9 protein-coding genes are annotated in these 15,204 nt (G+C 59.7%); 5 read left to right on the top strand and 4 right to left on the bottom strand.

Going from position 1 to position 15,204, the window contains the following annotated elements; all coding sequences use genetic code 11:
• The 3 genes from WIMU1_RS06320 (at position 1) to WIMU1_RS06310 (ending at position 5,564) form a co-directional block, all read left to right on the top strand.
• Positions 1-2,094: a DEAD/DEAH box helicase gene (locus tag WIMU1_RS06320; RefSeq protein WP_062795544.1), complete on the top strand. Its 2,094-nt coding sequence runs from the start codon at positions 1-3 to the stop codon at positions 2,092-2,094.
• A 129-nt stretch (positions 2,095-2,223) separates the two neighbouring features.
• Entirely contained in the window at positions 2,224-4,293 is a 2,070-nt protein-coding gene (locus tag WIMU1_RS06315; protein WP_062795543.1) for a DUF8426 domain-containing protein, read from the top strand.
• 59 nt (positions 4,294-4,352) lie between these two features.
• Complete coding sequence (locus WIMU1_RS06310) at positions 4,353-5,564, top strand: McrC family protein (RefSeq protein WP_169805131.1); 1,212 nt, start codon at positions 4,353-4,355, stop codon at positions 5,562-5,564.
• A 5-nt stretch (positions 5,565-5,569) separates the two neighbouring features.
• Here the strand turns inward: WIMU1_RS06310 and WIMU1_RS06305 are convergent, their stop codons facing one another.
• The 3 genes from WIMU1_RS06305 to WIMU1_RS06295 are packed head-to-tail and all read right to left on the bottom strand — an operon-like array spanning position 5,570 to position 11,701.
• The gene (locus tag WIMU1_RS06305) at positions 5,570-6,262 is read right to left on the bottom strand and encodes an ankyrin repeat domain-containing protein (protein WP_062795541.1); all 693 of its coding nucleotides are present in this window, start codon (positions 6,260-6,262) and stop codon (positions 5,570-5,572) included.
• A gap of 49 nt (positions 6,263-6,311) precedes the next feature.
• A complete protein-coding gene (locus tag WIMU1_RS06300) occupies positions 6,312-7,904 on the bottom strand; it encodes a GTPase domain-containing protein (protein WP_062795540.1) in 1,593 nt (530 codons plus the stop codon).
• Positions 7,901-11,701, bottom strand: a complete 3,801-nt coding sequence (locus WIMU1_RS06295) for a GTPase (protein WP_062795539.1) — start codon at positions 11,699-11,701, stop codon at positions 7,901-7,903. Before WIMU1_RS06295 ends, WIMU1_RS06300 begins: the two co-directional genes overlap by 4 nt.
• A gap of 420 nt (positions 11,702-12,121) precedes the next feature.
• Between WIMU1_RS06295 and WIMU1_RS06290 the strand changes: the two genes are divergently transcribed.
• Positions 12,122-13,972 carry a DUF2075 domain-containing protein gene (locus tag WIMU1_RS06290; protein ID WP_062795538.1) on the top strand — a complete coding sequence of 617 codons (1,851 nt, stop codon included), beginning with the start codon at positions 12,122-12,124 and terminating at the stop codon, positions 13,970-13,972.
• Positions 13,973-13,993: 21 nt separating this feature from the next.
• Positions 13,994-14,482 carry a hypothetical protein gene (locus WIMU1_RS06285; RefSeq protein WP_062795537.1) on the top strand — a complete coding sequence of 163 codons (489 nt, stop codon included), beginning with the start codon at positions 13,994-13,996 and terminating at the stop codon, positions 14,480-14,482.
• Positions 14,483-14,546: 64 nt separating this feature from the next.
• Here the strand turns inward: WIMU1_RS06285 and WIMU1_RS06280 are convergent, their stop codons facing one another.
• A complete protein-coding gene (locus tag WIMU1_RS06280) occupies positions 14,547-15,113 on the bottom strand; it encodes a hypothetical protein (RefSeq protein ID WP_147431412.1) in 567 nt (188 codons plus the stop codon).
• Positions 15,114-15,204: the final 91 nt, after the last annotated feature.

Here is a 15,204-nt window from a genome sequence, read left to right as displayed (position 1 = left end):
ATGGCGGGATTCGATCTGCTCGATCCGGTACTCCAGCACCATGTTGTGAACTCGCTCGGCTGGCCGGGATTGCGGCCGTTGCAGGAAGATGCCGCCGGACCGATCGTGGGTGGATCAGACGCGATCCTGCTCGCGCCGACGGCCGGCGGTAAGACCGAGGCAGCGATGTTCCCGCTGCTCACTCGAATGCAATCGGAACGCTGGACCGGCATTTCGGTGCTGTACATATGCCCGCTCAAGGCACTGCTCAATAATCTGCAACCTCGGCTGGCGGAATACGCAGCGTGGCTTGGGCGTGACGCCATGACGTGGCACGGTGATGTCGCCCAGTCGTTGCGCGGAAGGATCAAACGCGACCGACCGGACATCCTGTTGACCACACCAGAATCACTTGAATCGATGCTTGTGTCCGAAAGTGTCGATGCCGCTGAACTTCTCGGCGGAGTTCAAGCGGTGGTCGTGGATGAAGTCCACGCATTCGCTGGCGACGACCGTGGCTGGCATCTGCTTGCAGTACTTGCACGGCTTGAGTCTCTGCTAGGCCGTAAGCTCCAGCGGGTCGGCATGTCGGCCACAGTTGGCAATCCAGACGAACTACTGGGGTGGTTGCAGGGTGGAGCCAAGCGACCTGGTCTCGTCGTGTCCCCCGCTGTTGACGGCGCCATGGTGGTTCCGGACATCACGGTCGATTCCGTCGGTAGCACAGAGAACGCAGCGAAGATTATCGCGTCCCTCCATCTTGGAGAAAAGCGCTTGGTATTCGTCGACTCTCGACGGTTGGCAGAGGAACTCGGATCTCAGCTGCGCCAGCGCGGGGTCACCACGTTCATCTCCCATTCTTCGTTGTCTGCGGCCGAGCGCCGCGAATCTGAAGAAGCGTTCGCGGAAGCACGCGACTGCGTCATCGTCGCGACATCAACACTCGAACTCGGCATCGATGTCGGCGACCTCGACCGGGTGATCCAGATCAACGCACCTCGCACAGTGTCGTCATTTCTGCAGCGCCTCGGACGCACCGGCCGCCGCGCTGGTTCGACGCGGAACTGCCTCTTTCTCTGCCTGAGCGATGCCTCGACTCTTGAGGTGCTGGGTATGCTCCACTGCTGGTCGACCGGATGGGTGGAGCCCGTGACTCCGACGCCCGAACCGCGACATATCGCTGCCCAACAAATCCTCGCGGCCGCCCTGCAAACCCGACGAGTTCCGCTCACCGACTGGGAATCCACGTGGGGCTCGCTCCCCCTTTTCGGCGATGACTCCCAGCAGATCATGGACTTCCTCCTCGACGAGGGCTTCCTTGAGCACGACGCAGGTAGTGCCTTTATCGGCGCGGAGGCCGAAAGGCATTTCGGTAGAAGGCACTTCATGAACCTCCTCGCGGTCTTCACCGCCGCGCCCGAGTTCACCGTGTACGCAGGACGCAACGAGATCGGAGCCGTCGAAACGAGTGTGCTCACCGACGACGTCGAAGGCCCACGTGTATTGCTTCTAGCCGGCCGATCGTGGAAAGTCACTCACATCGATTGGAATCGCCGACATGTTTACGTGGAGGCGACCACGATCGGCGGACGAGCGAAGTGGATGTCCGTGCCTGATGGGGCTTCCTTTGAAATAGCCCGCGGTATCCGGGAAGTCCTGCTTGGGTCGAACCCGGCTGGCGTCACTTTGACCCGGCGGGCGGTCGCTACCTTGGACGACCTACGAGCAAGTAGGTCAGGGCAAGTAACCGATGGCGCCTTCGTCATTGAACGAGATGACCGCGGCGACTGGCGCTGGTGGACCTGGGCTGGTGCAAAGGCCAATCGGACTCTTGCTGCCTGGGCTCCGAAACTCGTACCCGCGCGCCAACGAATCGGCGTAGAGTCCCTTCGTTTGCACACGGATCTGTCGGTGGTCGAGATCAAGGACGAGCTCTCTGCCATCCGGACCCTGGACACACGCCCACTTCCTTCGATCGACACCCGCGCGTTGCGTGGACTGAAGTTCTCAGCTGCATTGCCGGAGTCACTCGCACGCCAGACGCTCGCAGCCCGCATGGCGGATCAAACTGGGGCCGCGACTGTTCTGGGTGAACTTGTTTCTTACCAGCTGTAGTCGAGCGGATTCGCGAACGACCAGAATGCCCGATCTCCCCCACACGCAGCGCGCAATAGGCGATAGTCGAAGGATCGCAAGGATGACATCAGGCAGACCGCATCTGGTCGCATCTCTAAGGGGTCGAAGTTGGAGCTAGACGAGGCCATCACCCAAGGACTACACCACTGTTCGGAAATCGAACTTAAATCCGTTGCGGCCATGCGCGAATCAGTGGTCACGCGCTTTCCCCTTGCTGATTGGCCGACTCTCGACCTGAATCGGTATGCGCTGGGCACTGCGTCCTCGAAGCAGAGCTTCAGCTACGCGCTCGAAACCGCGACGAAGCAGATCGGGAGCATCTCAGGCGGCAGCGCTTACAAGTTCGGCATTTTCTACCACAATGACGGTGACTGGAAGTTCCCGAAGAACTTCGCCACGCTCGATGAGGCATGGTCCAGCATCAGGTCGGACTTCGCAGCACTGTTCGACCTTGCTGCGGCTGGCGAGTGGGCCGAGGCAGCGACACTAAGCGTCACAGGCGTATGGCCAATGGTCGTGCTGAAGGCTCTGCACATCTACTTCCCCGACGAGATTTTGCCGGTCTTTGCGGAGTCCCGGCTGAGGCACTACGCCCGTGCGCTCGGTATCGAGCCCGATCAGTCTCCGATAGCACTCAACAGAGCTCTGAACGCGGCGCTGCAGACCTACCCGGATCTTTCAAGCGTCGACGGATTCCAGCGAATGATCCTTCTCGAGAGCTGGCAGCCGCCTTCTGCTAGAGGTCGCGGCAACCAGACAGAGTCGAGCGTCTACCTCAAAGTCGCCCCCGGTGAGCAGGCGTCTGCCTGGCAAGACTGCTTGGAGGGCGAGTACATCTGCATCGGCTGGGATGAGTTGGGCGACCTGTCCCTGTATGACACGTTCGACGAGTTCTCGAAGGCGTTCGCCCGCACCTACCCACAGAACACTGACCGCCAGAACCTTCTGGCGGCCAAGAACATTTGGAAGTTTCGGAACTTGAAGCCGGGCAACCACGTCGTTGCTAATCGGGGAACTACCGAGATCCTTGGCGTCGGAACTGTGCGTACAGACGGCTACCAATTTCTACCTGACCGTGATCAGTATCGACACACAGTCGCGGTCGACTGGGATACCACCCATGCCCGGAAGCTCGACCCGGGTTTCGGGGGCTGGCGCAGCACCTTTCAAACGCTCAACGCCAAAGACGTAGCACGCATCCTGGAGAACGATGGATCAGATCAGGCAGCGAAGAACATAGCCGCCGAACTACCTGACTATACCGATGCTGAGGAGGTCCGGTACTCACAGTGGGCCAAGGCGATTGAACGTAAGAAGCAGCTCATCCTCTACGGCCCGCCTGGGACCGGGAAGACCTACAGCGCTGTGCGATTCGCCCGATGGTATGGCGAACAGAACAGCGACGGGTCGACGCCTGGAACCGTTACGCCAGTGACTTTCCACGCCTCCTACACCTACGAAGAGTTCGTCGAGGGGTACCGGCCAATCGAGGACTCAAGCGATGCCGACGGACTTCGGCTTGCGCGCATTGACGGCATCTTCAAGATTGTTTGCGCGAACGCTGCCAAGTCGCCGGAGAAGACGTTCTTTTTGATCATCGATGAGATCAACCGCGCAAACCTGCCAAGAGTTTTCGGCGAACTGATGACAGTGATCGAAGCAGACAAACGTGGCACTCAGGTCTTGCTGCCAACGAGCCAAGAGCCGTTCTCAGTCCCCGAAAATCTGTTCATCATCGGCACAATGAACACAGCAGATCGTTCCATTCGTACCCTCGATGCTGCGCTGCGTCGCAGGTTTGCGTTCGAGGAGATACTCCCCGACTCGTCAGTGCTCGAAGGTCAAGCCTCCTATGGCTCAACCATTTTGGCGCTCGACCTCTTTCTCGATGAGCTCAACAAGAGGATCACCGAGTACGCCGGGCGCGATCGCCAAATTGGTCATGCCTACTTCATGCACCGCGGCGAGCCAATCAGCGACCCCATCGATTTCGCACAGGTCGTGCGCCTGGAGGTGATCCCTCTGCTGCAGGAACTGGTCTACGACGACTACGCCCAGCTCGCACAGTTTCTCGGGCAAACGCTCGTCGACGCTCCCGGTCAGCGGCTGGTACCGGTTGACGACGAACAGTTGGTGGATCTGCTAGCGGCCGAGTACGGGGTCGTTAACCCTCTATGAGGACGCTAACTGAGTACGAGAGCGATATTTTCGAGGCTACGCCCTCGCGCCAGCACGAAATGTCCGCTGCAGCAGACCGCTTAAAAAGCAAGGTCAAGCTGCGCTGGTTGGCTGCTGGCCGTGTCGAAGTTACCGCCACGCAGTGGGTTGGCTCCGTTGACGTCCCCGGGGTTGGGCCCTTGAGGGTCGTCCCAAAGCTCGCCGGTAGCGAACTCGACGTGCTCGCGATGATTGCAGTCGCAGAGGGAAACTCGCACGATGTACTCGACTCGCTCGAGAATCATCACTCGCCGGGCAAAGCCGATTCCCTCCCTGAGCTACTGGCCCGCTTCCTGACGGATGCTGCAAACGATGTGCATCGGCAGGGACTACTCGCCGGCTACAGATCGGCCCAGGACGATCTCCCCTACATGCGAGGCCGCCTCAACGTCCGGGAACAAGCCCTGCGAAAGTTCGGCGTGCTCGACACGCTCGCGTGCAACTACGAAGAGTTTGACACGGACATCCTCGAAAATAGGGTCACGGCAGCCGCTCTCGGTGTGGCCCGACGCCTCACGTCCAACGCCGAGGGACGGACGGCGACCGGCCGGGTGTACGAAGACTTCTTCGGGTCTGCCCCAACGCCGCCACCGAGTCCTGAAGTCGTGCGGCGCACGCTGCAATACGATCGGCATAACGAACGCTATCGAACTGCGCTGACCTGGTCATTGGCCGTGTTGGAAAATAGCTTCCTAGACAACATGTTCGACGTTGGACATGCACGGGCACAGGCGTTTCTGGTCGACATGAACTTGTTGTTTGAGCGTTTCGTCACGACGTTGGTTCAGCAGACTTTGCCTGGAGGCTTGGTGGCCGAACCTCAGGCTAAGGATTTGAGCGTATTCAAATCCGACAGTGGGAGTTTCGCAATACGTCCTGACATACTAATCTCTGATGGCCTTCGCTCGTGCGCGATAGACGCCAAGTACAAACGCTACGATGGCAATTCGCTCTCGCCGAACGATCTGTACCAGCTCACGACCTATGCTCAGGCGTACCCCGGCTGGGGTCCGGTCCCGCGCTCAATGCTGATCTACCCCAGCATGGGATCGGAAGCACCACGAACCATTCGGTTTGAACCCGGCGGTCGACGTCTTGCAGAGGTGCACGTGCACCCGATACCCATACGAGCAATCATCGCCGCGCTTTCGGGCGGCGACCAGACTCCGATGGAAGCCTTCAGGCAATCACTCCGGACGTGGCTCGCGATCGCTCCTGACGACGGCGCCTAAAGAGGCTAGTAACCCTCATGGCCAAGAAAGTCGATGCCGCTCAGATTTACACGGTACAGCTCGGACCCACCCATACGGCTCGATGCGTCGACGTGGAGACTTGGACCCCGTTCAAGAGTGATACGAAATCCGCCGTACATTCCGGGTACCCCAACCCAGAGGGATAGTTCCGCAATCTCGGTGAGAACACCCACTTGCGGATAGTGCAGCGGGAACTTCCGCCAACGCAACAGCTCTGCATTCAGAACAAAGTCGAGGCCGCGCTGAAGTTGTTCGATCGCTTCGCCACCAGGACTGTAAATCGGCTGCGGCGTCAGGATGCGCTCCAACGCGACGTGCCCTCGCTCGACAGCAACGTCTATCGGCCGCTTTCCATCACTGCTTTGGACAGTCCGCCATGCTCCGCGCTCAATCAGAGCACTGCACGCCTCCGCGTTCCCTGCCCAAGCAGCCTGATGCAAAGGCGTGAAGTTCGACTTACTCCCGAGCCTGGTCGAATTCACCCCTGCGTGAACGTCATAGGGCTCGACTGAATCGATCGCAACAATGAGATCCTTCCACCGCCCTCGGTATGCAAGGTCTGCGATTCGGTCACGATCCTTCGACGTAATGCCTTCGGCAGGATCACATACCGCGTTCCAATTAACTACTTGCGGAACGACGTCCTCGAGATTATCGTCGCCGCGGTCTGATTCCATTCACATCTCCTATCAGTCCACTCTCGGAAGGCGTCAACGTTCCAGCACTTTAAGCGGAAATCTCGTCAGCACCGGTGATCGCCTTGCGGATTTCTTCGACCTCGTCACTAAGACTCGGGGCGAGCTCTGCTTCTGCTGTCACGTTTTCAATGGCTTCCTGTGCTTGATCGACGATTTGCTGCCACTCGCCCAGCGCGACCCCAGTGGCGTCGGACTCGAGCTGATCATTCAACGCTCGCGCCTGCTCGCGTGCATGATTAGCCGTTGCACGCTTGGAACGCAGGTCGTCAATCAACCTAGCTATCTCTATCGCGACAGGAAGAATCATCTTGCCAACCTTCTCGATGTCACTCTGCGACCAGCTACGGGCGTTTCGGGGAGAGGTGGTCTTAAGTGCTGAGCGCTTCTGAATCAGACGGTCGACCTCGATCAAGTTCGATATGAGTTTCGGTCCCATCTTGGAGAGAATCGGCCCTAAGCGAGTGACGTCCGGGGCCTCTTGAGCCGCCTGCTTTCCGACGGCGGACGCGACCAACGCGTCGAGCCGCTGCCACGACGGCTCCGTGCGTCGACGGTCAGCTGACTTCTCGACGTCCTGGAGAAGGAGATCAACTGCCTGGCCAACCCGCTGATACCATTCGTCGAGCGAAGACTCAATCGCCGACACGATTTGCTCCTGCGTACTTTCTGGGTTCACTGATGCGAACCGAATTGCTTCCTGGATAGCACCTTTCAGACCAGCTCTAGCAGCGGAATCTGCGTCGGCCAGCGCAGTCATCCATTGATCCCTACGGCTTTCGACGTCACGCGCTGCCGCCGCGGCCACTTCAAATTCGGGCAGCTGACCACTAAGCTCGTCAGCTACCGAAGCCACCGCTTGGGCCCAGAAACGCTGTTCCGCGGCCGGTCGCAGAGGGCCCGCACCGTCCTGACCGACTCGCTCAATTGCCCCGAACAGGTCGTTCATCCCGTCCCACTCGCGGGAGTCATCCCAGATGTCGCGCTCCACGTCCCGGTCCGCTCCTGCAAACTGAAAAGGATCCTGGGCGACAACAAATACCGGCGTGTCGTCTGGTAGACCAAGCGATTCACGCAGCTCAGTCGTCTTCCGCTGTGCGAGTTCGTGATACCCGTCGAGATCGCTGTCTGGATCACGACCGGCTTCATCAAAACGCGAAATTGCGAACCATAGCCCGTCGGTCGGCCATCCGCTGTTGATGAGTTTACGAATTTGCTCGTGTTCACCCGTGGCGAGCTGTGGAGTTACCGTCACGATCGCTATATCCGTCAGTCCGATAGCTTCTTGCGCAAGCCGAGTATTGGTCTCCCCGCGAACGTCTTGGGCTCCAACTGCGAGACCAGGTGTGTCCCGAATGACGCAGCCCGCTAGCTCGACGCCACGCACTTCGAAGGTCTCGTGCCGCGCGCTGATGGTCAACCATTCCGGCACGTCGGCCCCTGCATCGACCAGCAGCCGGCGGATCAGGCTGCTCTTGCCGGTGTCGTACGAACCAAAGACCGTGACCACTGGCCTCGGTTCGGCATTGAACTCAGCCCACTGCGCTTCGAACTCTTTCGACAGAGGGCCACCGGGCACCTCATCAAGCCATTTTTTCGCTGCCTCGACGACTAAGCTGTTCACCGTGCACTCCGTTCATTGGCAAATAATTCGCTAGCCGCTTCCAGCAGCTTGGTCATCTGGTCGATCTGCGTAGTCGCGGCGCCCACGAGCGCCAGTAGGTCATGATTCTCTTTCTCGAGTGTGCGTCGATGCTCTGCGAGGACTCCGGAGCGCTCATGAAGGGCCGCAACTGGTCCGTCGTTGTCGGTGCCGAACAGTAGTTTCGATTCGGCAGTCTGGACGGCGTCATCTACGAACTTAATCGCACCACGTCGGGATTCTTCTCGGCCTTTTCCAGCCTTGTGGCCTTGATACATCGCGTGCGCGTCAGCGGCGGTGCCGATCGCAGCAAGGATGGGGCCAGCCTTCGCGACCTGCCTACTCGCTTTGACTGCGCCCCATGGCTTGAACTTGACGCCCAGGCTCTTACCTATGCCGTAGATCGTGTCGCGTTTACCAATCGCCTTGGCGATCTTTGCCGAGTGATGTGCGGACCCCGCCACAACCTTCGCAGCATTGACGCCTTCTGTCACACCGACAAATGCACCTTCGACACCCAGCACCGCGCCTTCTGCCAGTGCAACCGTTTTGAGTTGCCTTTCAATCGAGGAAGAGTGCTTTGCAAACCAACTATCGATGTCCTGCGCGACCCCTCGGTTGAACCGATCCAGCTCAGATGTCAGTTGGGGGTCGGCCAGCCAACCGGCCGTAAGTTCGCCGAGCTTCGCCATGTCATCCTTCCCTGCAGCGCGAATACTGATGCGCGCCCTGTCTGCATGGGGTTCCAAGATTCTGGTGAGCCGGTTGCGCATCGAAGTTTCCAGCAGTTCTGCGTCGCGCTCGCCGTTCGCAATCGCCTGTATAGCTGCCCCGACCTCCGCCGATTCGGTCTCGAAACCAGCCACCTCGAGCAGTAGCTCTTTTCTGCGCCGCAACAACGCGTTGCACACCTCATCGACAGTTGCGCGCGTCCTGCCTGCTTGCGACTGCTTTCTCGAGAAGGTGTCTAGGGTTCGCACGACTGGATCGACACCGTCCCAATCGCGGTTGCTGTCGAAGTCGCTTCGCGAGACGTCCAATCGGCCGCCAACCTCACCGAACGGGTCCCCCGCCAGAGCGTGGACCTCAGATTGGTCAACGAAAATTCCTCGCGAACCGAGCGCTGCGATTAGTTCGTCCGCTTTTCTGCGCCTCAGGAGTAGATAGTCCTCGGGCGACGAGGTCGGATCCACTCCAAGCTCATCAGACCTATTAATTAGATAGAGAATCCGACCGTCCTTAGCGACAGTTTCGCCCGTGCCCTTCACGATTCGCTCGAGTAGATCCATGTCTCCGATCAGTAGGTTGACATGGACCACCACTAAGACCAGTGCAGCGCCCGCGGCCGCCTCGAGTGCTTGCTGATCGTGGTCCGCCTTACCGCTCTGGAACCCGGGGGTATCGACGAGCCGGATGTGGTCAAGCTCGTAGGTGCTGACTGTGCTCGTCGCGACACTGCCCCGGACGTGCAAGCCGTCGGGGATTGATCCGCTCATTTCGACCAGCAGACGCTTGACCAGGCTCGACTTCCCGGCGCTGTAGTCGCCCAGGATTACCACTGACGGTTTGGGGTGCTCGTTTTGCGTCACCCGCGCAATTGCCTCTCCCAATTCGAGATCGTTAGCGGTCAGCTGTTCCGTAACGCTATGTAGCCAGTCCTCCACCGCGCTTTGAGAGGAAACCTGCCACACCCCGGCGAGCCACTCTCGCAGTTGGTCTCGCTCGGTTTCGCGTTGTGCCGCGAAGGTCGCACGATGTGCCGCATCCACCTCAGACTGTTGCGACGAACGTTCGTCGTTATGCTCGAACCAGTCCTCTCCAAGCCAGACGTCGGCTTCGGCACCCGACTTGACGCCCCGCGAACCAAGAACGCGTCTCGCTGCGCGGTCCAGGACGTCTTGGCTCGCGAACGAGTGCGTGATGGCGTTCGATTGATTCTGCAGAGCATCAACGAGGGTCGCCAACTCGGTTCTGCTTCGCCGGAGCGCGAGATCCTGTTTCAACAGCTCAACGAGAACAGGTGCTGCGAGGCTCCAGGTTTCAACTTCATTCTGGCGCCGCAGGTCCTGTTCGATCGACTCGAAGGTCTTCTGTACGGCCGACCTCGAATCACGTTGGATTGCGGCGCGCGCCGCCGCTCTTCCGTCCTCTCCACGTTTGGACAGTCGCCCGCCTACAAATTTGCTCGCCTGGGCGAACACGCCCAACCCGATGGCCGTCGACGTTCCGACCCACCCGACTGGATTCCAGATTGCCGCCACAGAAGGGACGACAATCACACCCGCCGCCGCGCTAGCCGCCAGCCCTGCACCCTGCAGTGCCATGCCTGCGCGCGAGCTCGTGCCGGATATGGCGTCGAACGCGACGCCATCGGTCTGTGTCTCAGCGACGACCGGTACCACCTCCGAGACGGCGAGCTCGATCTCGCGCTGAAGGAAGGCCGTCTTTGCTGCCCATATCTTGTCGACGGCGGTTTGCAGGTCAGATGGCGAGTAAACGGACTGAAAGTCCTCGTCAGTGAACTGTGTGTTCTCGTCGATCGCCTTATCGACGAGCTCGTCGGCCCGGCGCAGCGTGGCCTCTCGAACACTCGACAAGTGCGACTGCAGCAAGTGGTCGAAGTGGCGGCTGAGCGTTCCCGCGGAGGCCGCGCTGAACGGCTTGCCACGTCCATGTTCAACGAAAGTTATTAATCTGGCATCCGCCTTTAGATACCGGTCTCGAGATTCGCCCCCTGGGTACCCCAGAGTATCGAAGAATTGATCGATTCGGTTCTCCGTGAATTGAATCCTAGGGTCGATTTTCTGTCGGATCGAGTCGAGTCGCGCCGCCCGCGAGTCCAGTATTCCGCGCAGCCCCTCCCGCAACGACGTCTGACGCAGTTCTGCACCACCCTCCGCAATGGACGCTGCAATAAGGTTTTCCAGCACAGAGAAGTTCGACCACTCCGCGAGATATTCGACTCCGAACTGTTCGCGGTCCGAGTTGAAATTGCTGACGGCTGGACCTTTGAATGGTTCCTTCGCGCGAGCAAAGAGCGCCCGCCGGCTCTGAATAGCTACCACCGGCGTGCCACCCAAGTCGATCTTTGCCAGCTCCGTCCGGATGTTGTTGGCGTGTTCACCGACCGCGCGCGACAGGGAGCGACGCGCAGACTGACTGCTCACCTTGGCCGGGTGGCGCCACCTAAGATTGCGGACGTTGAGCACAGCGATCGCCGGCTTGCCGTAGGCCTGCACCCACTGGGCGACCTTGCCGAACTCGGAGGTCTGCTGGCTCTGGCTGTCGAAGCACAGAAGAACGACGTCCGCGATTTCCACGGCCTGGCGTGCGGTCTCCTCCAGTTCGGCACGCTTTTGAGTCCGCCCCCAGCCGTTGATCCCGGGGGTATCCCACAGTGAGCACCCTTGCCACTCGATCTCGGTGACGTCGGTCGTCCAGTCGCTATCGCCGGGTGAGACATATCTACCGTCGAGCTCACCGAAAGCAGAAAGCAGGGTGCTCTTTCCCGCACCGGTGCGGCCGAAGAAGGCAATGTTGAAGGTGGCCAGGCGCTCGCGTTGAGCATCTAGGTGGCCACGAACATCGGTTTCGAACTCCGCGGTGAACTGCGACAGATCCACGATGAGTTGGTCGCCCTGGCCCCTGTCAGCCGCCACAGCTGCCTGGAACTTCGCGAGTACCGCCTCTACGGAGCGTTCGAGTTGGCTGAGCTCTCGCTCTCCACTCCGAACAGCGTGGGCGACCGCATCCTGCAGCCCCCGGACGTTCTCATCCACGTCGAACCTCCTACATCGCGACTCTGCCAAGCGACCAAGCCGAGGGAAGTCTATGAGAACGGACCGACAGATGACCGTTCTATCGAAGGCGCCGTTGCGCTTACCGGGCCGAGTTCGTGTTCAGCAAATCCGTTACTCGCGAAAGAGATTGGTCTCGACAAGGCGTTTAGCTCCGATTACAGAGGCGAGCTGCCATGTGATTCATCTGTTCGTATTACATGCCGACGGTGCATGAACACTCTGGAGCCGCTAGCCACGGTCACAAGCGGATCGGCCCGACACGCGGCCAGACCGGGTCAGCACTCCGACCAGAACCTCCCAGATACGATCGACCAGTAATCCGCTTCGGCCCGACAGCATGCGTCTCTACGACAAGGCTCCACCCGTGCGGGAAGACTTTCATGCCTTCCTGGAGCCGTCTTGCCGTTGTACCGCAACTCTGTCGCTGGTGTTCGATCTCAGATCGAGTCCGGGAGTCTCGTACCCGTCTTGACCGAACAGTTCCGTTTCCAGATCGGCTACAACCCATCCCCTGCTGAGGTTCGCTCCTGGGATCGGAGCCTTGCAGTGTTGGCCGGCGACCTCGTCGATGCCGGTCTCGAAAAGGCAGAGCTTCTCGTTGAGTACCAGCTGCCGCTCACCAGCAAGCGCGCAGACGCGGTGGTGTGTGGAGTCCATCCCAAGACCGGCCTGCCGTCCTACGTTGTGGTCGAGCTCAAGCAGTGGAGCAGCGCATCGATTCTCGCGGGTACAGACGACGTCGTCCTGCTTGATGGCGCCGGCGAACGCCTACACCCGGTCGAGCAGGTCCGCCGCTACTGCACTCATCTGAGCGATTTCATCGCGACGCTCGGCGGAAGCACCGACCAACTTGCGGGTGTCGCATACCTGCACAACGCCACTGACGCTGATGTCCAGGACCTCTGGACGCTCCCTCAGTCCGACACCGGACGCTTGTTCACCGGGCAACGACGCGGAGAACTGCTCAAGTACTTCCAAAGCAAGCTTTCGACTGAGCCCGGTGCCGACGCCGCGGATCAGTTGCTCTCGTCAGCCGTTCGACCCAGTAAGCAACTTATGGCCCTGGCCGCTGACGAAGTTCAACGCCGCGAGCAATTCGTTCTCCTCGACGAGCAGCAAACCGCGTACTCGTTGGTGTTGCGCGCAGTTGACGAGTCGTACCGCTCGAACACTAAGGAAGTCATCATCGTTACGGGTGGCCCGGGTTCAGGAAAGTCTGTCATCGCGCTTAGCCTGCTCGGTGAGTTGTCCCGACGCGGCCGCACCGCCCTGCACGCGACCGGGTCTTCAGCGTTCACCATGACTCTGCGGCGGGTCGCAGGTGCTCGCGCACCACGGGTCAAGCAGATGTTCAAGTATTACAACCAGTTCATCGACGCCGAACCCAACGAGATCGACGTGCTCATCAACGACGAGGCTCACCGGGTCAAAGAGACGTCAACGAACCGCTATACGAAAGCGGCGCTGCGCACTGGACGACCACAGGTCGAAGAACTGATCGATGCGGCACGGGTGCCGGTGTTCCTACTCGACGAGTTCCAAGTGGTGCGGCCATCCGAGCGCGGCACCGTCTCGGACATCAGTGGCGCCGCCGAGCGCATGGGTTGCAAAGTCCGCATGGTTTCGCTCGACGGACAGTTTCGTTGCGGCGGTAGCCGTGCCTACGAGAATTGGGTCCTGCGACTGCTGGGCCTCAAGCCCGGCGGCCCGATCAAGTGGACCGGCGATGAGGCATTCGCAGTACGCGTTTCGGAGTCTCCATCACTCGTCGAACACCAGCTGCGATCTCTTCTCGATGAGGGCTACTCGGCGCGCATTGCAGCCGGATACTGCTGGACCTGGAGCGATCCGGTGAAGGGCGGCGGTCTCGTGGACGACGTCGTGATAGGCGACTGGAAACGCCCGTGGAACAACAAGAAGGCAACGTCGCACGACGGTGCACCTGGAACGCCCTACTGGGCGTCAGACCCTGCCGGCTTCGATCAGGTCGGGTGCGTCTATACCGCCCAGGGTTTCGAGTATGACTACGGCGGTGTCATTTTCGGACCAGATCTGGTGTGGCGTACCGACCATTGGGAGGCGCGTCCCGAGTACAACCACGACAACCAGGTCAAGCGTGGCAACCCAGAAGGATTCGACCGGGCTATCCGCAACACCTACAAGGTGCTTCTTACTCGAGGAATGCGCGGAATGACGGTTTATTCAACAGATTCCGAGACTCAAGCATTGCTTCAGTCGCTCGTTCCGTAAGGCCAAGCCGGAGAGTTGCCAATGCCTGCAGTATTGACCACCTACAACGCTGTCACGAACGATGCCCAGGCCAACCTACGGTGGGGAATCAGGAAAGGTCGATGGGGTCTTCCACGTCTGCCCATCAACTCGGATACCGGCACGAACTTCTCGTGGCACATCCTGGGCACCAAAGCGAAAGGTCTTCCGCACGGGCCACGCGCTCAACGGGACATCTGGGTCACAGGCAATATCGACCTGCATCTGTTCAAAGTCACTACGCCCCTGCAGAAGTACGACGAGCCATTCTGGCCGGACGAGGTGGCTGCAGGCAAGGTGATCTATCCGTATCGATTCGACATCGAGCTGGTATCGCAGGCAGCGCAGATCCCGACCGCCTTCGACGATCCGATTCCGGAGAGGTTGTCGAATGGGATCCGGGTGGGAGCCACCGGTGGGCCAAGCATAGTCAGTGTTTCCGAGACCCAGCTTGAGGACCTTCTCGCCTTTATGAGGCGCAACAACCAATAGTCCAGCGCTAGGCGCCGACCTCCTACGCTGTGCAGATTGGCCGCCGGAGTCCTCGTGACAATCGTTATTTCTTCTTGCCATTCCGCGTGAGAGCCGTCCATACGGCTGAGACCGTGGCTACTACGAAACCAGTCAAGATGAGGAACACGATTCCGATCCCTGCACCGATGTCAACGCCTTTCGAGAGCCAGAGAATCCCCAAGACCAGGCAAGTGACCACGGCAGCGGCGAGCAGCAATCCGAGCGAAACTTGAGCTATTTTTGCTGCAAAGTGGAGAACCGGTGTGACAAGTACCGACGTCAAGTGACCATCCTGGTCGAACGTGTACAGGCAGATTCGATGCGTCGCCGCGTATCTAACCGCCGCGAGCGAGTAGGCGCCGTATGTGGCGTGCACCCGAACCTTGTCCTTCATCCGCCCCAGCGTGTACACCTCATCATGGATTCGCTGGAGGTCTTCGACGCCGACCGTGCTCTGCGAAACAGTTCCCCGCCCGATGATCCGCTCGCCGTCGATATGAAAGGTCTGATCCAATTTTCCACGGCGTGTGCTGACGTCAGCGAACCCACGGTCCACGAAGCCGCATTTCAACCTGTCTATCACGTCTCGCCTGGTGATTCTCGGCTTCATCATCTCTCCGGTGGCAGCTTGGGGTTGGTAGGTCGGTAGCGAAATTACGCGATCGTGGTGGCACGCAATCGCCAGCAATAGCGAAGTCGCG

It is taken from the genome of Williamsia muralis NBRC 105860, from assembly GCF_001598915.1.
Lineage (GTDB): Bacteria > Actinomycetota > Actinomycetes > Mycobacteriales > Mycobacteriaceae > Williamsia > Williamsia muralis.
This window is presented reverse-complemented; position numbering and strand designations above follow the sequence as displayed.